We start from the raw sequence: 23,492 nt of genomic DNA, 5'->3' as shown, positions 1-23,492 counted from the left end.
AGGACCTGGGCCCCACCGCCGGGCCGGTGGCGGCCTTCCCCGAACGACCCGGGCCGCACCACCGGGCCGGTGGCGGCCTCCCCGAACGACCCGGGCCGCACCGCCAAAGCGGCGGCGGCCCTCTCCGAACAACCCGGGCCTCGTCCCCACACCCGTACCAGCGATCTCGATTTCCAAGGAGCCGTGCCATGACCAAGCAGACCATCCTCGGCCGCGTCACCCAGCTCGCCAAGGCCAACATCAACGCCCTCCTCGACCAGGCGGAGGACCCGCAGAAGATGCTGGACCAGCTGATCCGCGACTACACCAGCAACATCGCGGAGGCCGAGCAGGCGGTGGCCGCGACCATCGGGAACCTCCGGCTGATGGAGCAGGACCACAAGGAGGACGTGGAGGCGGCGGCCGAGTGGGGCGGCAAGGCGCTGGCCGCGAGCCGGAAGGCCGATGAGCTGCGTGGGGCGGGGTCGGTGGCGGAGGCGGACAAGTTCGACAACCTGGCCAAGGTGGCGCTGGGCCGGCAGCTCCAGTCGGAGCAGGAGGCGAAGACGGCCGCGCCGACGATCGCCTCCCAGAGCGAGGTGGTGGAGAAGCTCAAGGCGGGGCTGGACCAGATGAAGGTCAAGCTCTCCGAGCTGAAGGCCAAGCGCGACGAGCTGGTGGCGCGGGCCAAGTCGGCGCAGGCGCAGAACCGGATGATGGACGCGGTGAAGAACATCGACGTGCTCGACCCGACGAGCGAGCTGAGCCGCTTCGAGGACAAGGTGCGGCGCGAGGAGGCGAAGGCCCTGGGCAAGCAGGAGCTGGCCGCCTCCTCGCTGGACGCGCAGTTCGAGCAGTTGGACAGCCTGGGGGCCAGCGCGGAGGTGGAGGCCCGGCTGGCGGCCCTGAAGGCGGGCGCCTCGTAACGTACGCCCCTGCCCCCACGTACCGCCCCACGTCCGCGTACCGCCTCCCGTCGGCTCAGTACATGCTCAGCAGTTGCTCCACCGAGAGTTCCGCGGCCGGTGCCCCGTCCGGCAGGGCCAGTTCGAACCAGACGGTCTTGCCGCGCGGGGTGCGGCGCGAGCCCCAGGCGGCGCTGAGCAGGCCGACCAGTTGCAGCCCGCGCCCGCCCTCGTCGGTGTCGCGGGCCCGGCGGCGGCGCGGCTGGACGAGTCCGGCGTCCCACACCTCACAGACCAGGGTGCGGTCGCGCAGCAGCCTCAGCCGGATCTCGCCCTCGCCGTACCGCAGGGCGTTGGTGACCAGCTCGCTGACGAGGAGTTCGGTGGTGTCGACCAGGTCGTCCAGGTCCCAGGTCAGGAGCTGGGAGCGGGCCAGTTCGCGGGCGCGGCCCACCGAGCGGGGCTCGCGCGGCAGCGTCCAGTCCCCCACCGCCTCGGCGGGCAGCCCCTGGATGCGGGCCATCAGCAGGGCGATGTCGTCCTCGCCGTGCCGGGTGTCCAGCGTGGAGAGGACGAAGTCGCAGGCGTCCTCCAGGGGCATCTGCGGTCCGGTCAGCACCGCGCGCAGGGCGTCCAGGCCCTCGTCGAGCGGCTGGTCCCGGGATTCGACGAGCCCGTCGGTGTAGAGGGTGAGCAGGGCGTTCTCGGCGAGCTCCACCTCCACCTCCTCGAAGGGTTCGCCGCCGACGCCCAGCGGCATTCCCGGCGGTACGTCGATGAGCCGGGCGGGTCGGCCGGGCTCGACCACGGCCGGGGGGAGGTGCCCGGCATTGGCGAACGTACAGCGTCGGGTGACCGGGTCGTAGACCGCGTAGACGCAGGTGGCGAGGTACACCTCGGAGAGGTCCGCCTCGCGGGACTTCTGCGCGGCGCGGGAGGGCCACTGGGCTCCGCCGCTGCCGCCGAGCCCTTCGGAACGTTCGCCGCCGCCCGGGGAGCCGAGGCCGCGCGCCACCTCGTCCAGGGCGGAGAGGACTTCGGCGGGTTCCAGGTCGAGCAGGGCCAACGTGCGGACGGCGGTACGGAGTTCGCCCATGGCGACGGCGGCCCGCAGGCCCCGGCCCATGACGTCGCCGACGACGAGGGCGGTGCGGTGGCCCGGCAGTTCGATGACGTCGAACCAGTCGCCGCCGACCTCGGTGGCGGTGTTGCCGGGGAGGTAGCGGCAGGCGATGTCGAGCCCGGCGGCCTCGGGGTCGCCGGGGGGCAGCAGGCTGCGCTGGAGGATCAGGGCGCGTTCGTGCTCGCGGCGGTAGAGGCGGGCGTTGTCGATGCAGACGGCGGCGCGGGCGGCCAGCTCGGTGGCGAGCGCCCGGTCGCGCTCCCCGAAGGGCTCGCTCCCCTTCGTACGGGAGAACTGGACGAGGCCGACCACGGTGTCGTGGGCGACCATCGGCACGGCGAGCGTGGACTGCACGAACCCCATGTCGTCGCCGGGCACCGCCTCGACGTGGCCCGAGCGCAGGGCCATCGCGCACGGGGAGCCGAACGGGAAGCGGTGGACCGAGCCGAGCGCGGGCGGCAGGTCGTCGGGGCCCGGGGCGCCGCTGCCCGCCACGGCGGTCGGCAGGGCGTCGGCCACCGCGCTGGCGTGGGCGACCCGGCGCAGCTCGGCCGAGCCTCCGGCGGACTCGCGGTGGGCGGGGGCCCAGGAGCCGGGCGCGGCCTCCTCGCCGGTCAGCAGGCCCTGGTAGAGGTCGACGGAGGCCAGGTCGCAGAAGCCGGGGACGGCCACGTCGAGGAGTTCGCGGGCGGTGGTCTCCAGGTCGAGCGAGTTGCCGATGCGGGCGCTGGCCTCGTTGAGGAGGGCGAGGTTGCGGCGGGCGCTGGCGGCCTCGCGGGCGGCGATGTGGCGGCGGGTGACATCGGTGGCGAGGCCCGCGACGCCGACGGGGCGGCCGGAGCCGCTGTGCACCCGGTAGAGGTTCATGGACCAGTGGCGGCGGCCGGTCTCGCCGGGGGTGGGGCCGACCAGCTGGAGGTCGGTGACGGACTCGCCGGTCTCCAGGACGCGTTTCAGCGTGGCGGCCAGCCGGTCGGCCTCGGGGCCGGGGAGGTAGTCGTCGACCGTGCGGCCCCGGTGGTCGTCGGCGGCGCCGCCGAAGACGGTGGCGAAGCGCTGGTTGGCCCGGACGACGGTGAAGTCCGTACCGAACAGCACGAAGCCGAAGGGAGATTGGCCGAATATGGCCTGCGAGGCGGCGAGGTCGGTCTCGATCCTCCGCAACGCCCGGACGTCCACGACGATACAGAGCGCGGCCCGCTCACCGTCCGCCGTCTCACTGGGCATCACATAGACCTCGGCGACCCCGTGCGCACCGCCCTCGCCCGGCATCCGGAAGGGGACGAGGCCCGTCCACTCCTTGCCGTCCAGGATCTCGCCGACCCGCCGGTGCCCGTCCGAACGCAGCTCGGCGGGCAGGAAGGCCTCGACCGGGTCACGCCCGATCGCCTCGTCGGCGGCCATGCCGAAGAGGCCGGCGGCCCGGCGGCTCCACTGCTCGATCAGACCGTCGGCCCCGATCGAGAAGGAGGCGACCCTGATGTAGTCGTAGATCGAGCCGGGCGGACTGCTCTGCCACACGACGTCGCCCGTTGTCCCAGGTATTTCGCTCACGCGACCGTCCCCTCCAGCTCACACACCGGACCGGTCCTGCCCGCAGTATTCAGCACTACGGCCCCGACCGACACGGCGTTCACGATCACAGCAAGGTCTCAGTACCTTTCAGCCAGGTCCTGCCCGACCTCTGGTGATCGCTGTGCGTCCCTCCCCACTCCTAACCAGGGAGAGCGAGCTCGAACCACACCGTCTTGCCGCTTTTTCCGCGACGAGTCCCCCAACGGCGTGCGGAACAGGCCACGAGCTGCAGTCCCCGGCCACCCTCGTCGTCGGGTCCCGCACTGCGTTCGGTGGGTGGATCCGGAAGCGGATCGGAGACTTCCACCAGCAGGCCGGGGGCGGCGGGCGGCCGGGCGGCGGCGAGCCGGAGGTCGGTGGAGAAGTCTCCGGTGAGCTCGCCGGACCCGTTGCTCCCGGCGTCCGGGTGCGAGCGCTCCAGCCGTACGCCGATGGGGCCGGAGGCGTACCGCAGGGAGTTGGTCACCAGCTCGCTGACCAGCAGGACGGCCATGTCACCGACCGCCGTGTCCAGGCCCCAGCAGTGCAGGGCGTCACGGACGGCGTGCCGGGCGCTGCGCACGGAACCCGGTTCGGCCGGGAAGGTCCACTCGGCACAGTCGCCTTCGGTATCGATCACGCCGATCACTTCCCAGGGGCCGGCCAGGGGCTCACCCCATAGATAAATGGGGACTAAACAGCCCATACCCACCATTTATCGCTTACTACCGCACGAAGGGGCGTTTGGTGCAGACGGGCGTACGGGGCCGAGCCCGTCCACGGGCGTGCGGATCAGCGCAGCTCACCGGCGGCCCGGAGATCGTCGAAGAGCAGCTGGTCGACCGGGGGCACCAGGGGCCGGTCGGCGTAGGAGAACCACGCCACCTCCTCGATCTCACTGCTCGCGGCCAGCGTCCCGCGATAGTCGGCGTAGTAGCAGCTCATCGTGACGAGGGGGGCGCCCGGACCATCATGGGCGTGCGCCTCGTACGTACCGGCGTGCACGACGCTCTCCGGGACCAGGCCGACCGTCAGCTCCTCCTCGATCTCGCGCAGAAGGGTCTCCAGGTCGCTCTCGGCGCCCTCGCGCTTGCCGCCCGGGATGTAGAAGACGTCCTTGCCCTTGGGGCGGGCACAGAGAATCCTGCCGTCCTCGATCCGCACCCATGCCACCGTGTCGATCAGCACCGACATCACCGCTCCACCCTCGCTCGCCGGGTCCGGGACGCTCATACCGGACGGGCGGGACCCTACCGCCTGCGCGGCAGGGCCCCGGAACGCGGAGGCGGGCCCCGGAACGCGACAAGGGCGCTCCGGGGCCCGGGAGTCCGGTCTCAGCGCTTGAGGACCGGCCGCCCCGGCCCAGCCGCTAGGGGCAGTTTGACGACAGGCCCTAGGACCGGCCGCCCTGGCCCACGCGCTCCACCCGGTACACCTGGCGGTGCTTGCGGTCGTCCAGGCCGTCGGCGACCTTCTGCGCCTCGGCCTGTGTGGCGTATCTGCCGACGCGGTAGCGGTTGCCGCTGTCGTCCTGCCGTATCACCAGCCACGGGAGCACGGCACCGCTGTCACTCATCGTGTCGCTCCCCCACATGTCGCCCCTCTTTCCACCGGCGTGCACGTCTCTAAGGATCCCCAGGAAACCGCAGTACGCATATGCCCGAGCGTACGCCTGACCTTCACTCAGCGCAGGCGTCTTTACACAAAGAGGTACGCATCCGGCCATGACGAAGGGGGCGCATCCGCTGGATGCGCCCCCTCGTCACCCCCATCGCCCCTGCTCACGAAGGAGCGGAACGATCCGACGGGGCGTCAACTCATCTGACCGGCAAGTGGTAAGCGATCCGGTAGCGGTCGGCGGGCACGACCACATCGGCCGTCTCCACCGCGCGCCCCGAGGCGTAGTACGTACGCCCGATCACGATGACCACGTGGCCGGGGACCCCGCCGAGCGCGAGCAGCTCCTCCGCGAGCCCGGGGCGCGCGCCGACCTCCTCGACCACGTTGTCCACGACGACATCGATCGCCGCCATCCGGTCGACCACCCCGCAGCCGCCCAGCGGACCCTCCTCGGGGAGCATCACCGGCGTACGCCCGGTGACAGAAAGGGGCTCCCAGGAGGTGGAGAGCATGATCGGTTCGCCCGCCTCCCGGAACACGTAGTGCGTCCGCATCACCCGGTCGCCCGGCTCGATGCCGAGCCGCTCGGCGACCTCGGCACTCGCCCCCTCCTGCTCGCTGCGGGACTCCCAGGTCCCGCGCACCCCCTCGGCGGTCTGCTCCTGGCGGAACGGGCTGGCGCCCTTCTCCGGGCGGTACCCGGAGCGGGCGATCATGCGGGGGACGGGGCGCTCGCGCACATACGTGCCGGAGCCGGAGCGGCCCTCGACCAGCCCCTCGGCCATCAGGACCTTCCGCGCCTCCAGGGCGACGGTGTCCGAGACCCCGTACTCCTCCCGGATGCGGGCCTGCGACGGCAGGCGGGTATGGGGCGGCAGCGCGCCGTTCACGATCTTCTCCCGCAGATCGCTCGCCACGCGCAGATAGGCGGGCTGCTCACCGAAAGTCACAGGCCACTCCCAACAGGTTGACAGTCTGCAACAGCCTGACAACCGTGGGTTGCGCACCGCAAGCATGGGCCAGAGTTTCACTCAATGTGATGACGTCGGGGCGGTTCATGCATAACCCGGCCGTGGCCACCAGAGCGCTTCCCGGACATTCCCCGGCCCTGGACCCGCTCCGAACATGCCCCGAATGTGACCGGAATCTGCCCCGAATCACCCCGATCGACACCGCCACCGAGACCCACAACTCCCGGACCCTTGACCGTTTTTGGTCCAGACCAATACCTTCCTGTGCACAGCACGGCTCCCCATGCACCTCTGTCCCTCCCGATGCCCTTTCCGCACCGGATCACGCACAGGAACGAGCCTCATGCGTCGAAAGAACCTCTCCCGACTGACCATCGCCGGTGTCGCCCTCGCCCTGGTGGCGGGTGCCGCCCCGGCCGCGACGGCCGGCGGTGACCGTGGCCAGAGCAGCGGCGGCGACCGCTCCAAGGGCCACCAGCGCCCCGCGTACAAGAGCATCGGCTACTTCACCCAGTGGGGCGTCTACGGACGCGACTTCCAGGTCAAGGACCTGGACACCAGCGGGACGGCGGCCAAGCTGACCCACATCAACTACGCCTTCGGCAACGTCAACGCCCAGGGCAAGTGCTTCACCGGCAACATCCCGGGCCAGGCCGACGCCTGGGCGGACTACGCCCGTCCGCTCGACGCGGCGAACTCGGTGGACGGCGTGGCCGACACCGACACCCAGCCGCTCGCGGGCAACTTCAACCAGCTGCGCGAGCTGAAGGCCAAGCACCCCGGCCTCAAGGTGATGATCTCGCTCGGCGGCTGGAGCTGGTCCACCCACTTCTCCGACTCGGTGCGCACAGCGGCCTCCCGCAAGGCGCTCGTCGCCTCCTGCATCGACCTGTACATCAAGGGCAACCTCCCCAAGGACGGGGCGCGCGGCGGCAAGGGTGCGGCGGCCGGTCTCTTCGACGGCATCGACGTCGACTGGGAGTGGCCGGGCTCGGCGGGCAACGAGGGCACCGTCTTCCGCCCGGAGGACAAGAAGAACTTCACCGCCCTGATCCGCGAGTTCCGCGTCCAGCTCGACGCGTACGCGAAGAGCCAGGCCAAGTCCAAGAAGGGCAAGGGGCACGGGCACGGCAAGCACAAGCCGAAGCCGAAGCACTACGACCTGTCGGCGTACGTCCCGACCGCCCCCGCGAAGATCGACGCCGGGTTCGACGTCAAGCGCCTCATGAAGGACTTCGACTTCGTCAACCTCCAGGGCTACGACTTCCACGTCTCGGGCGAGAAGAAGACGGCCCAGCAGTCGGCGCTCTACGCGAAGAACGACTACAGCGTCGACCAGACCGTACGGGACTGGGTCAAGCGCGGCGCCCCCAAGCACAAGCTCGTGGTGGGCATGCCGTTCTACGGTCAGGGCTGGACCGGTGTGAGCGGCGGCGGCAAGGGGCTGGGGCAGCCCGCCACCGGCCCGGCTCCGGCCACCTGGGCCAACGGCTACGAGGACTACAAGGCCCTCAAGAAGCTGGCCGACTCGGGCACGTACAAGATCCACCGGGACACGAAGAACGGCCACGCCTGGCTCTTCGACGGGACCACGCTGTGGACGTACGACGACCCGCAGGTGCTGCGCGCCAAGACCACGTACATCCGGGACAAGGGCCTGGCCGGTGCGATGTTCTGGTCGCTGGACGGGGACACGGCGGACGGTGAGCTGATCACCGCCGTCCACCGCGGGCTCAACCGCCGCTAGCGGAAAAGCGGTTGGGGCGGCCGCGCACGGCGGCCGCCCCAACCTCACGTCACAGATTCAGTGTTGCTTGTCGCATCCGTCCGGTCCGGTCAGAAGTGCAGACCCCAGCTGTTGATCCGGCCGGTGTCCCAAGTCCAGTTGTCGGCGACGCGGAGCTTCCAGGTGCCGTTGGCCGGGACGGAGGAGGCGTTGACCGTGTACGTGGTGACCACGTCGTCGGCGCTGCCGCCGGAGCCGAACGCCTTGAGGTTGAAGACCGTGCCGTTGGGAGCGACCAGGTCGATCCTCAGGTCACCGATGTAGGTGTGGGAGATGTTGACCGGCACCTTCAGCGCGGCCGGGGCGTTGCCCGTGATGCCGGTGACGGTGATCGGGGACTCGACCGTGGTGTGGTCGTTGATCGGGTAGCTCGTGGTGTTCTCGAACTTCTTGCCCGGGTCCGGGTCCGGCGGGTTGGTGCTGCCGGTGCCCACGTAGAGGAGGCGGTTCGGCGAGCCCGTGCCCGGGTTGCCGACGACGCCGGGGGTGGAGGCCGCGACGAGACCGGCGGAGACCTGGGCGGGGGTCGAGCCCGGGTTGTCGGCGAGGTAGATGGCGGCCGCGCCGGCGACGTGCGGGCTGGCCATCGACGTACCGGAGATGGTGTTCGTGGCGCTGTCGCTGGAGTTCCACGCCGAGGTGATCGAGGAACCGGGCGCGAAGAGGTCCACGACCGCACCGAAGTTGGAGAAGCTGGAGCGGGCGTCGGTGTTGGTCGTCGAGCCCACCGTGATGGCCTCTTCGACGCGCGCCGGGGACTTCGTGTTGGCGTTGGTCGACTCGTTGCCCGCCGCGACGGCGTAGGTGATGCCGGAGGCGATGGACCGGCGGACGGCGGCGTCGAGCACCGAGTCCGCGCCGCCGCCGAGGCTCATGTTGGCGACGGCGGGCTTCACGGCGTTGGCCGTCACCCAGTCGATGCCCGCGACGACCTGTGCGGTGGTGCCCGAGCCCTGGTTGTTCAGCACCCGGACGCCGACGATCCGCGCCTTCTTGGCGACCCCGTAGGCGGTGCCCGCGACGGTGCCCGCCACGTGCGTGCCGTGGCCGTGGCCGTCCTGCGACACGTTGTCGTTGTCGACGGCGTCGTAGCCGTTGAAGGCCCGGCCGCCGAAGTCGCTGTGGCTGATCCGTACCCCGGTGTCGATGACGTAGGCGGTGACGCCCTCGCCGGCCTTGTCCGGGTAGGTGTAGCGCTGGTCCAGCGGGAGGTTCCGCTGGTCGATCCGGTCCAGACCCCAGGACGGCGGGTTGTTCTGGGTGGCGGAGACCGTGAAGGTGCGGTTCTGCGAGACGGACGCGACGGCCGGGTCGGCGGCGAACTTCTTCGCCTCCGCGGCGGTGGCCTCGACCGCGTAGCCGTTGAGGGCCGCGCGGTAGGTGCGCTCGATGCTCGCGCCGTACTTCTTCGCGAGGGCCTTGCCCTGGGCGGAGTCGGACTTGGGGGCCGAGTCCTTCAGCGTCACGATGTAGCTGTCGCTGATGGTGCCCGGGGCTCCCGCGTTCAGGATCACGCCTTCGGGTGCGCGCTCGGCCGCGGTCGCCGGGAGGGTACCGGCGGTGGCGAGTGCGACGGCGGCTGCGGTGGCTATGACGGTCGCCGCGGCAAGTCTTCGACGTGCATGGGGGGTGTGACGCATCACTGACATGTGAGGGGTCCTCCTCATAGGCGGTGCGCTGGTGGGGGGTGGTGCCGGAGCCGCGCGAGACTCCCGGCAGGGGCATGACAAATCAGCCGTCCGAACGCCACGCTTTCTGCGTCGTCCGTGACCGGCATGCCCTTGCTGCCAGCGAAAGATTGACCGATCCATGGCAAACCCACAAGGGTGCCTTGAGCCATGCCATACGCGCGTCATTCATCTGCCATATGCCTGACATGCAGACGGGCATGACAACGGACATGACGATCCGTCACCACTCTCAGGGCGGAACTCGGTCCACCACTTCCGCCCTGACCTGGTGCTGCCCCGTCCGCCGGGCCCCTGGGCGACGGCCGCGCCCCGCCCGTCCGGCGCGTCAGGGAGCGAGGGAGCAGCCACCCCTCCAACTCGGGCGAACAAAAAGCCAGTTACGAAGATCGGCCGCCATGTACGATCATCGACGCACCAAAAGCACACACAACACCGACAGCACCATCACATCGTGGCGTACAGATCGGAGAAACGTGCACATCGCCTTCGTCACGGTCACCATCCTCGGCGTGCTCTTCAACGGCGCCGCCGCCGTCACCTATCTGATCGGGCACGAATACCCCAAGTCCCAGGCGGACATGAAGGGGATTCCCCGTAAGTACGTCCCGGTCCTGGGGCTGTTGCTGGCGGCCGGTGCCGTGGGGCTGGGGGCCGGGCTCGCCGTTCCGCTGCTGGGGACGCTCGCCGCCTGCGGGCTGATCCTCTACTTCATCGGCGCCATCATCGCCCACCTGCGGGTCGGCTCCCGCGACATCGTGGGCGGCATCTCGTTCCTGATCACCGCGGTGGCCGTCCTCGTCCTCGGCATCCTGGACCGCGGCGGCGCCTGGTAGCCCGCCCCGGGGCCGATACGACACCACGACGGGGTGCCTCCCCTGTTCCGTCCGGACAGGGATGCTCCTGCTCCATCCGGACGGGATGCCCCTGCTCCATCCGGCGGTCGCGTTCGCGCCGAGGTGCCGGGGTGTGCGTGCCGTGCCGCCCGTCCGTGGGCCCGCCTCCCTACCTTCGTCCCGTGAGCCTCTCGCGTATCTCCGTCCTCGCACCCCTGGTCGCGGCCGCCCTGATCGCACCGCTGCCGCCCCTCCCCCACGCCGTCGCCGCCACCCCGGACCCGCCGCCACCGTCCGCCGTCCCCGCCTGCGGCCGGGCGGACGGCGAGGGCGCCCCCGGGACCTCCTGGTCCCCCACCTCCACCCGCTTCGGGGAGGCCGACGGCTACGACCCGTACGTCGGGAACGGCTATCTCGGCCACCGCGTCCCCGCCGCCGGGACCGGCTACGCGGCGACCGGTGAGGAGACGGGCTGGCCGCTCTACACACCCCGCTACGACGGTGCGTTCGTCTCCGGTCTCTACGCCCGGGACAGGGCCGTCTCCGAGGGCCGCGAGGTGATCGCCGCGCTGCCGAGCTGGACGACGATCGAGGTGGGCGTCGGCAACGAGAAGTTCGGCGCGGACACACCGGCCGCCCGCGTCTCGCACTACCGGCAGACGGTCTTCCTCAGCTGCGGCCTCGTCCGCACCTCACTGCGGTGGACGACGGCGGACGGCCGGGCCACCGACCTGACGTACGAGGTCCTGGCCGACCGCTCCGACGTGCACACCGGGGCCGTACGCCTGCGGATGACCCCGCGCTGGAGCGGTACGGCGACGGTCACCGGCCGCCTGGACGAGCGGGGCGCGCGCCGGATCACGCTGCGCGAGGACGGCACGTTCAGGACACTCGGGACCGGCGTGGAGGGGGCCGTGGCGCAGACGATGCGGCGCGGTTCGGGGGTCGTGGAGACGCTGCGCCCCGAATCGCGTACGGCCCCGAAGCCGACGCCCGTACGTGAGGGGACGACGTATACGTTCGAGAAGTACGTCGGCGTCGACACGGACCTGACCTCCGCCGCCCCCGCCGAGGACGCCCGCGAGGCGGCCCACCGCGCGGCCCGGCGCGGCTGGGACCGGATCTTCGCGGCGAACGAGAGCGCCTGGCGCGAGGCGTGGTCGGCCGATGTCCTGGTCCCCGGCCGCCCGGAGCTCCAGCGGTGGCTGCGCTCGGCCCAGTACGGGCTGCTGGCCAACACCCGGCGCGGCTCCTCCGACAGCATCGCCCCGGCCGGTCTGACCAGCGACAACTACGCGGGCATGGTGTTCTGGGACGCCGAGACGTGGATGTTCCCCGGGCTGCTCGCCACCCGCCCGGAGCTGGCCCGCCCGGTCGTCGAGTACCGCTACCGCACCCGGGGCGCGGCCCGCGCGAACGCCGAGAAGTACGGCCACCGGGGCCTGTTCTACCCGTGGACCAGCGCGAGCCGGGGCCGTATCGACTCCGAGTGCCAGAGCTGGGACCCGCCGCACTGCCTGACCCAGAACCACCTCCAGGGCGATGTCTCGCTCGCCGTCTGGCAGTACTACCTGGCCACCGGCGACCGCGACTGGCTGGCGGCACGGGGCTGGCCGCTGCTGCGCGGGATCGCCGACTTCTGGCAGTCACGCGCGACGGCGAACACGGACGGCAGCTACTCCGTCAAGAACGTGGCGGGGCCGGACGAGTACAGCAACGGGGTCGACGACGGCGTCTTCACCAACGCGGTCGCCGCGACGGCCCTGCGCAACGCGACCCGGGCGGCCCAACTGCTGGGCCACCGGCCGCCGATGGGCTGGAACCGGGTGGCGGACGGGCTCCGTATCCCGTACGACGCTGAGCGGAAGGTCTTCCTCCAGTACGCCGGGTACAACGGCTCGACCATCAAGCAGGCGGACACGGTCCTGCTGATGTACCCGCTGGAGTGGCCGATGGCGCCCGGCGCCGCTGCCGCCACGCTCGACCACTACGCCGCCCGCACCGACCCGGACGGCCCGGCGATGACGGACTCCGTGCACGCGGTCGTCGCGGCGGCGACCGGGGGGCCGGGCTGTTCGACGTACACGTATCTCCAGCGTGCGGTACGTCCGTTCGTTCGCGGGCCCTACGACCTGTTCTCCGAGGCGCGGGGCGAGAAGTCCGGTGCCGAGGACCCGCTGTCCGGCTTCCCGGCCGAGGACTTCCTGACCGGGAAGGGCGGCTTCCTCCAGGTCTTCACCCACGGTCTGACGGGGCTCCGGCTCCGCGAGGACGGGGTGCGCCTGGACCCGCTGCTGCCGCCCCAGCTGAGTGAGGGCGTGCGGCTGACGGGGCTGCGGTACCGGGATGCCACGTACGAGGTCGAGATCGGCGCCCGTACGAGCACGGTCCGCCTGACCTCGGGCACGCCGTTCACGGTCCACACGGCGGACGGCCCGCGCCGACTGACCTCGGTGCTGGTGCTCCCCACCCGCCGCCCCGACCTGACCCCGACGGCGGACGCGGCCCGCTGCCGCCCGGTGACGGCGACCTCCGAGGCCCCCGGCCTGTACGCGGAGGCGGCGGTGGACGGCAGCCCGGTGACGTCCTGGTCCCCGGACGGGGCGGCGGGGGCCCTGACGGTGGACCTGGGGCCGCACCCGCTCCGGGTCACGGCGGTGACCCCGCGCTGGAGCGACCCCGCCCCGGCCTCGCACACGGTGGAGACCTCCGTGGACGGCCGCTTCTGGCGCCCGTTCCTGGCGGGGGACACGGCACGCAAGGTCAGGGTGACGGTGCGCGCGGAGGACCCGGAGAAGCCTGCGGGGATCGCGGAGCTGAGGGTGGAGGCGGGGCGGTAGGGACCTGGCTCACGCCACGGGGGCGGTCCGGAAGTAGAGGTTCCCCTTCTCGATCATGTGGGAGGCGTACACCAGCCCCACCATCGGCTTGCCCTGGTAGAAGCCCGCATAGCCGTGCGTGGCGTCGACGACGACGGGCCGGGCGAAGCAGCCGAACTGATTGCGCTGCTTCTCCTCGGCCCAGGCCATGGCCGCCGGGTCCACCCGTTCGCTGACGAGCACCGGGAAGGCACCCACCCCGGTCTGGAAACCCACGGGCAGCCCGCCCTTGGTGTCCCGGGCGTACCGCAGTGTCTGCCGCATGAAGCCCTCGACGGTCTGCACCGTGACCTCGGGGACGACCGTAGCGACGGTGAACAGGTGCAGCCTGGTGGCCGCCCAGCGCATCCGGAAGTCGGCCCGCCGCCCGACCAGCACGGGCGCGCCGCCCCACTGCTCCCAGCGGGGCCCGCATCCGTCGGCGGCCAGTTGCCGTTCCAGCGTGGCCAGGTACGTACGTATCGACTCTTCGCTCATGGGGAGCATTCTCGGCCATCCGGCGGCCGTCCCCGGCCCGTACTCAGTCGCCGGAGGTCTGCCCCCGGCCCGGCAGCTGGGCCTCCCCCACGGCCTCGGCCTCGGCCTTGGCGTCGCTCACGGCCGCGGCGGCCTGCTTCGCGGCCTCGTCGGCGGCCGCGGCGGCGCCCAGCGCGAGCGTCGGGTCCGCCTCCAGCTCCGGGGTGCCGGCCTTCTCCGGCACGTCGGCGGTGGACTCCTCCTCGCGCTGCGCGGCCGCGGCTGCGGGAAGACCCATCGCCGACCGGTCGCCGAACGCGCTGGTCACGGCGCGGACCGCCTCGGTCAGCTCGCCGGGGATCACCCAGAACGTGTTGTTGTCGCTCTTCGCCAGATCCGGCAGCGTCTCCAGGTACTTGTAGGCGAGGACCTTCGCGTCGGCGTTGTTGCGGTGGACGGACTGGAAGACGAGCTCCACGGCCTTCGCCTCGCCGTCCGCCCGCAGGATCATGGCCTGCTGCGTTCCCTGGGCCTCCAGGATGTCCTTCTGCTTCGTGCCCTCCGCCGTGAGGATCTTGGCCTGCCGCTCCCCTTCGGCGTGCAGGATGGCCGCGCGCTTGTCACGCTCGGCCCGCATCTGCTTCTCCATCGCCTCTTTGATGGTGTTCGGCGGGTCGATGGCCTTGATCTCGACGCGGTTGACCCGGATGCCCCACTTGCCCGTCGCATCGTCGAGGACGGCGCGGAGCCGGGCGTTGATCTCCTCACGCGAGGTGAGCGTCCCCTCCAGGTCCATGGAGCCGATGACGTTCCGCAGGGTGGTCACGGTGAGCTGATCGATGGCCTGCAGATAGTCGGCGACCTCGTAGGCCGCCGCCCGTGGGTCGGTGATCTGGTAGTAGAGCACGGTGTCGATGTTGACCACGAGGTTGTCCTCGGTGATCACGGGCTTGGGCTCGGACGAGTACACCTGCTCGCGCACGTCGAGTTTGGTGTTGACGCGGTCCGCCACCGGCAGGACGAAGTTCAGGCCGGGCTGGAGCGTCCGGCGGTACCGGCCGAACCGCTCGACGTTGTAGCGGCGCGCCTGCGGGACGATCCGCACCGTCGCGGCCACCAGAAAGACGACGACGAGCGCCGCGACAAGAATCGGGATGACAACCGGATCCATGCGTCCTCCCTCGTTCCTTCTACGTGCTCTGCTCCTGCGTGGCTTCTACGTGTTCTGCCTCTTCGTGCTCTGCTCCTGCGTGGCTTCTGCGTGCTCTGCCTCTGCGCTTTCTGCCTCTACGTGTTCAGCCGTTCACGGAAGCAGCTCGCGCGGGTACACGACGGCTGTGGCACCCTCGATCTCCATGACGTCCACCAGCGCTCCCACCGGGATCACATGGCTCTCGTCGAGCGCGCGGGCGGACCATTCCTCACCGGAGAGCTTGATCAGACCGTGGGTGGCGGTGACCTCCTGCATGACCTCGGCCCGCCGGCCGATCAGCGCGTCGCTGCCTTCGTGCAGGAGGGGTGTCTGTGCCAGGTGCCGCAGGGCGACAGGACGGACGAGGGCGAGCCCCGCGACCGCCGCCAGTCCGAGCGCCACGAGCTGACCGAGCAGGCCGACACCCACACCGGCCACCACGGCGGCGACCACGGCAGCGCCCGCCAGCAGCCCGAAGACCAGCGTCAGGGTGAAGAACTCCGCAGCGCCCAGCGCCGCGGCGGCGAGCAACCATGCAAACCACGGCATCGAATCAGCCTCCCCAAAGGGACCTATCCACCAATCTACCCACCAGACGCCTTACAGAACCCGCTCGTCCCGCCGGAACTGCGATCAGAGCCCCTTTGGCAGCGCTCTGGGCCTGCTCCTCGGCCTGGTCCTAGGCCTGCGTCCTCGGCCTGGTCCTCTGCCTGGTCCTCGGCCTGAAAAAAGCCCTGGCACCTCCCCTGCTCGGCCGGGACCGAGAGCTCGGGGAGGTGCCAGGGCGTCGAACGGTTCAGCCTGTGGGCTTCGTGCCCCGGCAGAGCTCCAGCAGGGCCAGGGCGATGGCGGTGCCCGGGCGGCCGAAGGCCTCCGTGTAGGGCGCGATGACCCGTGTCTCACGGGCGAGGTCGGTACGGCGGCCGCCCTCGGCGATCCGGGCCCGCTGGATCGCCCGGGAGAGTTCGCCGCGGCGCGCGACCAGGGCGCGGAGCTCCGCGTCGACGAGGTCGATGTCGGAGCGGAGTACGGCCACGTCCGAGGTGACGGTCTCTTCGTCGCGTACGGGCATCACGGGCCCCAGGTGTTGCCGTTGGGGCTCACGACGACGATGTCGCCGAGGCCGAGAAGCTTCAGGGTGCCCGCGACGAGCCCGGCGGCCGCACCCGTGACGCCTACGGCCGTCAGCCCCTGTGCCGCGCCCTGGGTGGGCTCCGCCGCCATGGCCGTCGACGCCGACGCGGTGGCCGCGAGAGCGATCAGGGCCACGGTGGCGATGCGACGGGTGACGGGCTTGGCGGCGGTGTGCCGGGTGCGGCGCTGGACGCAGATACGCATGGTGGTGTTGTCCCCCTAGAACATTCACTGTGCTGAGTCGTTCCTGCTTGACGTCGGCGAGTCTTGCACTCACCGACTGCCCCGTCAGCCTCACTGAGTGTCAGCCTCCTGTGATGGCAACTCCTTGTCATGCGGGCCCAGCCCGAGCCGTTCCATGGCGCTCAGCAGGGAGGTGGCCGGCGCCCAGTCCACCGACGCCCCGGCGGCCGGGGGCAGCGCCCGGGCCAGGAGGCGCGCCGCCGCCTCCTCGGTGCGGGCGCCGTCCGCCTGGCCGAGAAAGAGCGCCAGCCGGGTGGATCCGTCGGGCGCCGCGGCGACGTGGATGTGCTCCAGCTGGTCCTCGGGGGCGGCGAGTTCGGAGATGCGCCGGTCGAGGTCCGTCCCGCCGGGAAGGGTCCCGGCGGGCACGGTTGCCGTCACGAGGAACATGGTTGAGCCTCCGCGAACTTTCTGTGAACCGGTCCGCATACCACTGAGTAGGCTTGCAGTCGATCCGGCCGGGCTGGGATAGTCAGGGCGGTCCGGCGGCTGTGCACAAGCGCCGGTAGGGGGCCTCTGGGGGGAGGAGTGCACACATGGGGCAACTAGGTCTGGATCCGGACGCGGAAGCCGTCTATCGCATCCTGTTGAAGCTGCCGAAGGCCGGTGTCGCGGACATCGCGGACGGTCTCGGCTGGCCCGTCGCGCGCGCCCGGGCCACGCTGGACAGACTCGCCGAACTCACGCTGGTGCGGAACTCGTCCGAGGAACCGGACAAAGTCCGCCTGGTCAACCCGGAGTTCGGACTTTCCGGGCTGCTGCACCGACAGGAGAAAGAACTCGCCAGGCATCAACAGGCGGTGGCCACTTCCCGGTTGGCCATCACGCAGATGCTCACCGAGTACGAGGGCAGCGCGACGGCGCGCACCGACGAGGTGCGCAGGTACACGGGGCTCGACGCCATCAACTCGCAGATCGAGCGGCTGTCGTACGGGGCGGAGAGCGCCATCGAGGTGTTCGCACCGCGCGGCGCCCAGCCGTTGGGGGCCCTGAAGGCGGCGCGGCCGCTCGACCAGGCAGCCGTCGAGCGCGGCGTCCAGGTGCGGTACATCTACCTGGACTCGATCCGCAACGACCCGCCGACGCTGAACTACGCACGCTGGCTCCAGGACATCGGGGGCGAGGTGCGGGTCCTGCCACAGCTGCCGCTGCGCATGATCATTTACGATCGCCGAGCGGCGATCGTGCCCATCGACCCCGAGGCCTCCCTGCTCGGGGTGATGGTCCTCCAGGGCGCCGGGGTCGTCACCGCGCTGGTCTCGCTCTTCCAGCAGATCTGGGAGCAGGCCCAGCCGATCGGCGAGGCCAGGGAGGCGACGCCGGACGGGCTCACCCCGCAGGAGCAGGCCGTGCTGGACCTGCTCTTCGACGGCCACACCGACGATGTCGTCGCCCGCAAGCTCGGTGTGTCCGTACGTACGGGGCGGCGCATCACCGCCGACCTGCTGGCCCGCCTGGGCGCCCGCAGCCGCTTCCAGGCCGGGGCGCTGGCCATGGAGCGCGGCTGGCTGGGCCCCGGCACGGCGGACACCTCGGGGGTCACCGTCGCCACCGCCGGCGGCTGACCCCACGGGGTCCGCAGCGACCGGGGAGGCCGCAGGGGTCGGGGCGATCAGGGGGATCAAAGAGATCAGAGGGCTCAGAGTGATCAGAGCGATCAGAGGGGGCATGCTGTCCACGCGACTCACGCCGTATGCACGGGGACGCCCTGTGGTGCGTTCACCGCGTCCGGCACCGGCAGCCCCGCGAGCGCCAGCAGGACCGACTCGGCGGCCTGGGTGCCCGCCCGGTCCTGCGCCTCGGGCGTGCTCGCGCCCAGGTGGGGCGTGGTGATCACGTTGTCCAGCTCGAACAGGGGCGAGTCCGTGCACGGCTCCTGCGCGTACACGTCCAGGGCGGCGCCCGCGATACGGCCCTCCTTGAGGGCCGCGTACAGCTCCGGCTCGTCCACGATGCCGCCGCGCGCCGCGTTCACCAGGCGCAGGTCGGGGCGGACCCGCTGGAGCGCATCGAAGCCGATCAGGCCCCGGGTCTGCTCCGTCAGCGGCAGATGCACCGTCAGGAACTGTGCACGGGCGAGGAGTTCGTCCAGTCCGGTCAGGCGTACGCCGAGGCCGCGGGCGTGCGCCTCGCTCGCGTACGGGTCGTACGCGACGACCTCCATGTCGAAGGCGGCGAGACGGCGCACCACGAGCGAGCCGATCCGGCCGAGGCCGAGCACGCCGAGCGTCTTGCCCGCCAGCTCCACCCCGTTGTAGGCGCTGCGCTCCCAGCGGCCCTCCTTGAGGGCGGCGTGCGCCTGCGGGACGTGCCGGGCGAGCGCGAGGAGCAGCGCCACGGCGTGTTCGGCGGCGCTGACCACGTTGGAGGCGGGAGCGTTCGCCACGAGGACGCCCGCCGCCGTGGCCGCCGCCACGTCCACGTTGTCCAGTCCGACCCCGGCCCGCGCGACGGCCCTGAGCCGGGGCGCCGAGGCCAGGGCCTCGGCGTCGATGCGGGTGGCGGAGCGTACGAGGACGGCGTCGGCGTCGGCGAGGGCGGCCAGCAGCGCGGGCCGGTCGGTGCCGTCGACCTGCCGCACCTCCACCGCACCGTCCCGGCTGAGCACGGCCCTCGCGCCCGGGCTGAGCGCGTCGGCGATGAGAGCGACGTACTGAGTCATGAGGTGAACTGCCCTTCCGAGGTGGTCGTGTACGGCGAAACGGACGCTCCCGCGTGGGCGGGCGACGCTCCCGCGTGGGCGGGTGGCGCCTCCGCGTGAGCGGGTACGGGCGCGGGGGTACGGGTCGGCAGGCACGTGGTCGTGCGGGGCGCGGGCCCGCGTGCCGCGTCGAGCAGGGCCGCGCCGTCGTGGTGGGTCAGCCGCACCGGGGCCCCGACGGAGGCGAGCGCGGCGCGGTGCCCCGTACCCGCGTCGAGGTCGTACAGCCGCAGCGGCAGCCGGGGCCGCTCGGGCCCCGACCAGGACAGCAGCCGGGGGGCCGCGTCGGGAGCGGTGACGTGGAGCAGCGCCGGCGGGACGGTGAGGCCGTCGCCGGTCGCCTTGAGCAGGGCTTCCTTGCGGGTCCAGTAGCGGATGAACCCGGCGGACCGCTCCGGGGCGGGCAGTGCGGCGAGGGAGGCGCGCTCCGGCGGGGCGAGGGCCCTCTCCGTCGCCTCCGGTGTGTGCGGGGCGATCTCCTCGACGTCCACACCGATGTCGGTGGAGTGCGCGAGGGCGACGACCACGCGGGCGCCGGAGTGCGACAGGGAGAGCCGCAGCGGTGCGGGCGGCTGCGGCTTGCCGTGCGCGCCGCCGCACTGTTTACAGACCGCCACCAGCTCCAACTCACGTACGGGAATGCCAAGATGGGCCGCGACGACGGTCCTGGCCAGTGCGTGGGCACCGACATACAGGGACCGGGCCGCCGGGTGGCGCAGCCGTTCGGCGCGGGCGCGCTCCCGGTCGTCCAGCAGCGTGCGCAGCCACGGGTCGTCCTGTGCGGACGCCCACCACAGCTGGCAGTCCCCGCGCCGCAGCACGGGGACCGCCGGCCGTGGTGCCACGGTCACAGCCCGCCGTCCACGGGCAGGACCGCTCCGGTGATGTACGAGGCGCGGGGGGAGGCCAGGTACGCGACGGCGTCGGCGACCTCGGCCGCCAGCCCGGCCCGCCCCAGCGCCGTCCGCCCGGCGACCTCCTCCTTGATGCCGTCGCCGAGCACCGCCGACATGTCGGTGTCGATCAGTCCGGGCGCCACCGCGTTGACCCGGACGCCCCGGCGGCCGACCTCCTTGGCCAGCGAGCGCGAGAAGGCGATGATCCCGGCCTTGGATGCGGCGTAGTTGGTCTGCCCCGCGTTGCCCAGCAGGCCGGATACGGAGGCCAGGGTGACGATGGTGCCGGCGCGGCGCTTCAGCATGGGGTACACGACGGCCCGGCAGACGTGGTAGACGCCGTCCAGGTTGGTGTCGAGGACCTCGTGCCACTCGGTGTCGGACATCATCAGCAGCGGCTTGTCCCGGGTGATGCCCGCCGAGGTGACGGCCGCCGCCACGGGCCCGAACTCTTCCTCCGTACGGTTCACCCAGCCACGTACGCCCTCGGCATCGGTGACATCGACCCGCGCGGCGAACGCGCGGGCGCCGAGAGCGGCCAGCTCCTTCTCCAGGAGCGCGGCGGCCTGTTCGTCGCCGCGGAAGCAGAAGGAGATGTCGTACCCGTCCTCGGCGAGCCGCAGGGCGACGGCCCGGCCGATCCCCCGCGACCCGCCGCTGATGAGCGCGACGGGGCGGGGAGCCTCGTTGCCCGCGAGATCCCCCGTGCGGTGTTCCGTACGAGGGGTCTCGCCGTTCTCCGTACGGTGTTCCGTGCCGCTCATCGGGCCTCGGCCCCCTCGGCTGTCGTGGTGGCGGCGGGTGCCGGTGTGCCGTCCGTGAGCAGGCGCAGCACCGCGCAGCCCACCCGGCCGTCCGGGTCCGTCGTCGTGACCAGGGCGATCCGGCCGGGCTCGCCCGGCTCCGACAGCAGGGCCGCGAGCTGGAAGGCCCCGGTGGCCGCCGCCGTCTCGCCCAGCAGCGCGGCGGGGGCGACCCGGTCGCGCGCCGCCGCGCCGAAGAGGGCGCCGTGCACCCGTACCTCCTGCTCCCCCGCCGCACCCGGCGCGTTGCCGGGGAGCGCGGCCCACACCTCGTCGGCGCGCACGCCCGCGGTGGTGAGCGCGGCCTCGACGGTCGCGGTGAGCGCGTCCGTGAAGCCGTCGGCCGGGGCCACCCGGTGGTGGACCGCGAGGACTTCGGCGAGCGGCTGCCCGTCGGCCCGGTCGGCGGATTCCAGCAGGACCACCGCGCAGCCCTCGCCGAGCACCACGTCGTCGCCGTGGGCCGCGTGCGTGAGGTGGGCGCGGATGGCCGAGTACTCCTCGGCCGACCCGGCGAGCACCCGGGTGGCCCGCCCGTCGGCGATCAGCCGCCGGGCGTGGTCCAGGGCGACCAGTCCGGAGAGCCGACCGGCGGCGACGGTGCTGTTGGGGCCCTTCAGCGCGTGCCGGATCGCGCTTGCCGAAGCCGCCCTGTTCATCGCCATGTTGGGGGTCTTCGAGGCCGGTACGTCGATGGGCCGGGTCCCCTCCAGCGAGGCCTTGGTGAACTCCATGAACCCCTGCACGCTCCCGGCCGTCGTGCCGAGGACGAACCCGGTGCCGAGGCTGTCGTCCTGCCCGTCCCCCCGCGCGGCGAGCAGTTCCCGCACGGCGAGCGCGGTGAGGCCGGTGAGCCGGTCCATCCCCCGGGTGCCCGCCTTGCCGAGCGCCTCGCGGACGTCGAAGCCGGGCACGAGGCGGGCGGTCGCGGCGGGCCGCGCCGTCCACTCCTCGGGCGCCTCGGAACGGGGGGCGGCCGTGCGCGTACGCAGGCCGTCCGCCAGCGCGGCGCTGCCGGTGCCGTACGGCGACACCGCCGACCACGCAGTGATGACGGCGTTGCTCATCGGACGTTCTCCCCTCGTGCGTCTTCGCGGTTCGCGTCTTCGCGGTGCGCGTCCGCGTGACGTGCGTCCCCGTGACGTGCGTCTTCATTGCGTACGTCCTCGTGGCGTACGTCCTCGTGGCGGCCCAGCAGGACGATCGCGTTGTTGCCGCCGAACGCGAGCCCGTTGTTCTGTACGACGCGCACATCGGCGGCGACGGAGGTGTTCGGTACGACGTCGACGCGGCACGCCGGGTCGGTCTCGCGGTGGTTGGCCGTCGGCGGGATGAAGCCGTGCCGGATGGCGAGCGCGGAGGCGATCGCGCCGAGTGCGGAGGCCGCGCCCATGGTGTGGCCGATCATCGACTTGACGCCGACGGTGCGCGGCGGGGTGTCCCCGTACACCTGCCGGATGGCGGCGACCTCGGTGGCGTCGTTGGTCGGGGTGCCGGTGCCGTGTGCGGAGATCAGGTCGACCTCCTCCGGCTTGACGGACGCGTTCGCGAGGGCGAGGCGGATGCAGCGGGCGACGCTGTCCTCCTCGGGGGCGGTGGGGTGGGCGGCATCGCAGTTGAGGCCGTAGCCGAGCACCTCCGCGTAGATGTGCGCCCCCCGGGCCAGCGCCGACTCCTCGGTCTCCAGGAGGAGCAGGCCCGCCCCCTCGCCGGTCAGCAGCCCGGCGCGCCCGGTGTCGAAGGGCCGGCACTCGTCGGGGGCGATCAGACCGAGCCGGGCGAACCCGGCGAAGGTCTTGCGGTTCAGCGCGTCCGCGCCGCCGACGAGCGCCCACTCCGCCGCGCCGCTGCGGACCGCGTCGAAGCCGTTGCCGATGGCGTAGTTGCCGGCGGCGCACGCGGTCGCGATGGTCGACGCCTCGACGTCGGACAGATCCAGCTCCCGTACGATCCCGAGCGCGAGGCTGCCGGTCGCGGACCGGCTCAACGCCGTACCGGTGAAGGCAGCGGTGCCCAGGGAGAGCGCCGACTCGGTGAGCAGGTCGAGTTCGCCGGTCTCGCCGTCGGTGGTGCCGACGACGACGGTGCCGCGCCGCTCGCGCAGGTGTTCCTCGGTCAGCCCGGCGTCCTCCAGGGCCATCCGGGCGGCGGCCGCCGCGAACTGGGTCGCCCGGCCGGTCCTCTCCGGCCGGACCCGGTGCAGCCGGGCCGCCGCGTCGAAGCCGTGCACCTGGTGGCCCCGGCGGCTGGGGAAGCCGGTGGAGTCGAAGGCGGTGATGTCACCCGTGCCGACCCGGCCCTCCCGCAGGGCGACCGTGAAGGCGGCGACACCGATGCCGACGCTGGACAGGGCCCCGCAGCCGGTGAGGACGACCCGGCGCGGCCCCTCGGCGGGGCCGCGCACCGTCCGGGCGGCGCTCAAGGCTGACGCCGTTCGGCCGTGGCGAGCACCGCGAGGACGGCGTCCAGGTTCACCAGCTTGACGAGGTCCTCCTGCGCGATGACCACGCCGAGTTCCTTCTCGATGCGGGAAAGGATCTCGATGGCGCCCAGCGAGTCCGCGCCGTGGTCCTCGACGAACAGGCTGCTGCCGGTGAGCTCGTCGTCCTCCAGCTCCAGGATGTCTACGACGATGGCCCGGACGGCCGTGACGTCCACGGGAGTGTTCACAGTCATGGGATGTGCTGCCTTTCGGTTGCTGTTGTTCGCGAGGTGGTGCGTGGGGG

The 23,492-nt window shown here is 71.9% G+C and carries 22 protein-coding genes and 1 pseudogene; 5 read left to right on the top strand and 18 right to left on the bottom strand.

All coding sequences use genetic code 11. The features are described from left to right. Positions 1-188: 188 nt before the first annotated feature. Positions 189-905, top strand: coding sequence for a PspA/IM30 family protein (locus ACFW9Z_RS04275; protein WP_384634094.1), 717 nt, complete (start codon positions 189-191; stop codon positions 903-905). Between the two features lie 55 nt (positions 906-960). On the opposite strand, the gene ACFW9Z_RS04270 is transcribed toward ACFW9Z_RS04275, so the two are convergent. The 5 genes from ACFW9Z_RS04270 to ACFW9Z_RS04250 form a co-directional block, all read right to left on the bottom strand. Then, on the bottom strand, positions 961-3,528 hold the full coding sequence (locus tag ACFW9Z_RS04270) for a SpoIIE family protein phosphatase (RefSeq protein ID WP_384634612.1): 2,568 nt from the start codon (positions 3,526-3,528) through the stop codon (positions 961-963). A gap of 193 nt (positions 3,529-3,721) precedes the next feature. Then, the gene (locus ACFW9Z_RS04265; protein WP_384634091.1) at positions 3,722-4,210 is read right to left on the bottom strand and encodes an ATP-binding protein; all 489 of its coding nucleotides are present in this window, start codon (positions 4,208-4,210) and stop codon (positions 3,722-3,724) included. Positions 4,211-4,353: 143 nt separating this feature from the next. After that, the gene (locus tag ACFW9Z_RS04260) at positions 4,354-4,755 is read right to left on the bottom strand and encodes an NUDIX domain-containing protein (RefSeq protein WP_384634609.1); all 402 of its coding nucleotides are present in this window, start codon (positions 4,753-4,755) and stop codon (positions 4,354-4,356) included. Between the two features lie 199 nt (positions 4,756-4,954). Continuing rightward, positions 4,955-5,155 (bottom strand): SPOR domain-containing protein, encoded by a 201-nt coding sequence (locus ACFW9Z_RS04255; protein ID WP_384634088.1) that lies wholly within the window; start codon positions 5,153-5,155, stop codon positions 4,955-4,957. 223 nt (positions 5,156-5,378) lie between these two features. After that, positions 5,379-6,131: a GntR family transcriptional regulator gene (locus ACFW9Z_RS04250; protein WP_384634085.1), complete on the bottom strand. Its 753-nt coding sequence runs from the start codon at positions 6,129-6,131 to the stop codon at positions 5,379-5,381. A 364-nt stretch (positions 6,132-6,495) separates the two neighbouring features. Between ACFW9Z_RS04250 and ACFW9Z_RS04245 the strand changes: the two genes are divergently transcribed. Further along, positions 6,496-7,899, top strand: a complete 1,404-nt coding sequence (locus ACFW9Z_RS04245) for a glycoside hydrolase family 18 protein (protein WP_384634082.1) — start codon at positions 6,496-6,498, stop codon at positions 7,897-7,899. A gap of 89 nt (positions 7,900-7,988) precedes the next feature. Here the strand turns inward: ACFW9Z_RS04245 and ACFW9Z_RS04240 are convergent, their stop codons facing one another. Next, entirely contained in the window at positions 7,989-9,587 is a 1,599-nt protein-coding gene (locus ACFW9Z_RS04240) for a S8 family serine peptidase (protein WP_384634080.1), read from the bottom strand. A gap of 515 nt (positions 9,588-10,102) precedes the next feature. Here ACFW9Z_RS04240 and ACFW9Z_RS04235 point away from each other — a divergent pair. Both ACFW9Z_RS04235 and ACFW9Z_RS04230 read left to right on the top strand, forming a co-directional pair. Next, entirely contained in the window at positions 10,103-10,462 is a 360-nt protein-coding gene (locus ACFW9Z_RS04235; RefSeq protein WP_384634078.1) for a DoxX family protein, read from the top strand. Between the two features lie 182 nt (positions 10,463-10,644). Then, entirely contained in the window at positions 10,645-13,302 is a 2,658-nt protein-coding gene (locus tag ACFW9Z_RS04230) for a glycosyl hydrolase family 65 protein (RefSeq protein ID WP_384634076.1), read from the top strand. A 9-nt stretch (positions 13,303-13,311) separates the two neighbouring features. Here the strand turns inward: ACFW9Z_RS04230 and ACFW9Z_RS04225 are convergent, their stop codons facing one another. The 6 genes from ACFW9Z_RS04225 to ACFW9Z_RS04200 all read right to left on the bottom strand — a co-directional run bounded on the left by ACFW9Z_RS04225 (position 13,312) and on the right by ACFW9Z_RS04200 (position 16,747). After that, positions 13,312-13,818 carry a levansucrase gene (locus ACFW9Z_RS04225; RefSeq protein WP_384634074.1) on the bottom strand — a complete coding sequence of 169 codons (507 nt, stop codon included), beginning with the start codon at positions 13,816-13,818 and terminating at the stop codon, positions 13,312-13,314. 43 nt (positions 13,819-13,861) lie between these two features. Then, entirely contained in the window at positions 13,862-14,968 is a 1,107-nt protein-coding gene (locus tag ACFW9Z_RS04220) for an SPFH domain-containing protein (RefSeq protein WP_384634071.1), read from the bottom strand. Between the two features lie 132 nt (positions 14,969-15,100). Next, positions 15,101-15,538 carry an NfeD family protein gene (locus ACFW9Z_RS04215; protein WP_384634069.1) on the bottom strand — a complete coding sequence of 146 codons (438 nt, stop codon included), beginning with the start codon at positions 15,536-15,538 and terminating at the stop codon, positions 15,101-15,103. A 247-nt stretch (positions 15,539-15,785) separates the two neighbouring features. Further along, the gene (locus ACFW9Z_RS04210) at positions 15,786-16,061 is read right to left on the bottom strand and encodes a chorismate mutase (protein WP_384634066.1); all 276 of its coding nucleotides are present in this window, start codon (positions 16,059-16,061) and stop codon (positions 15,786-15,788) included. Next, positions 16,061-16,327: a hypothetical protein gene (locus ACFW9Z_RS04205; RefSeq protein WP_384634063.1), complete on the bottom strand. Its 267-nt coding sequence runs from the start codon at positions 16,325-16,327 to the stop codon at positions 16,061-16,063. The genes ACFW9Z_RS04210 and ACFW9Z_RS04205 overlap by 1 nt, the downstream gene beginning before the upstream one ends. Positions 16,328-16,417: 90 nt before the next feature. Beyond that, positions 16,418-16,747: a hypothetical protein gene (locus ACFW9Z_RS04200; protein WP_384634060.1), complete on the bottom strand. Its 330-nt coding sequence runs from the start codon at positions 16,745-16,747 to the stop codon at positions 16,418-16,420. Between the two features lie 155 nt (positions 16,748-16,902). On the opposite strand from ACFW9Z_RS04200, the gene ACFW9Z_RS04195 reads away from it, so the two are divergent. Continuing rightward, entirely contained in the window at positions 16,903-17,931 is a 1,029-nt protein-coding gene (locus ACFW9Z_RS04195) for a helix-turn-helix domain-containing protein (RefSeq protein ID WP_384634057.1), read from the top strand. A 137-nt stretch (positions 17,932-18,068) separates the two neighbouring features. Here the strand turns inward: ACFW9Z_RS04195 and ACFW9Z_RS04190 are convergent. The 6 genes and pseudogenes from ACFW9Z_RS04190 to ACFW9Z_RS04165 all read right to left on the bottom strand — a co-directional run. Then, positions 18,069-19,028 (bottom strand): annotated as a pseudogene (locus ACFW9Z_RS04190) (hydroxyacid dehydrogenase); the annotation flags it as partial. After that, positions 19,025-19,918 (bottom strand): 4'-phosphopantetheinyl transferase family protein, encoded by an 894-nt coding sequence (locus ACFW9Z_RS04185; RefSeq protein WP_384634055.1) that lies wholly within the window; start codon positions 19,916-19,918, stop codon positions 19,025-19,027. The gene ACFW9Z_RS04185 and the pseudogene ACFW9Z_RS04190, both read right to left, overlap by 4 nt. Beyond that, positions 19,915-20,727, bottom strand: coding sequence for a 3-oxoacyl-ACP reductase FabG (fabG, locus tag ACFW9Z_RS04180; protein WP_384634053.1), 813 nt, complete (start codon positions 20,725-20,727; stop codon positions 19,915-19,917). The genes ACFW9Z_RS04185 and fabG overlap by 4 nt, the downstream gene beginning before the upstream one ends. Continuing rightward, entirely contained in the window at positions 20,724-21,833 is a 1,110-nt protein-coding gene (locus ACFW9Z_RS04175) for a beta-ketoacyl synthase N-terminal-like domain-containing protein (RefSeq protein WP_384634050.1), read from the bottom strand. Before ACFW9Z_RS04175 ends, fabG begins: the two co-directional genes overlap by 4 nt. Beyond that, entirely contained in the window at positions 21,830-23,188 is a 1,359-nt protein-coding gene (locus ACFW9Z_RS04170; protein WP_384634048.1) for a beta-ketoacyl-[acyl-carrier-protein] synthase family protein, read from the bottom strand. The genes ACFW9Z_RS04175 and ACFW9Z_RS04170 overlap by 4 nt, the downstream gene beginning before the upstream one ends. Continuing rightward, positions 23,185-23,442: an acyl carrier protein gene (locus ACFW9Z_RS04165; RefSeq protein WP_384634046.1), complete on the bottom strand. Its 258-nt coding sequence runs from the start codon at positions 23,440-23,442 to the stop codon at positions 23,185-23,187. Before ACFW9Z_RS04165 ends, ACFW9Z_RS04170 begins: the two co-directional genes overlap by 4 nt. Between the last annotated feature and the right edge of the window lie 50 nt (positions 23,443-23,492).

The organism is Streptomyces sp. NPDC059452, assembly GCF_042750035.1.
GTDB lineage: Bacteria > Actinomycetota > Actinomycetes > Streptomycetales > Streptomycetaceae > Streptomyces.
The sequence above is the reverse complement of the archived record's forward strand: the minus strand, read 5'-3'. Positions and strand labels throughout refer to the sequence as shown.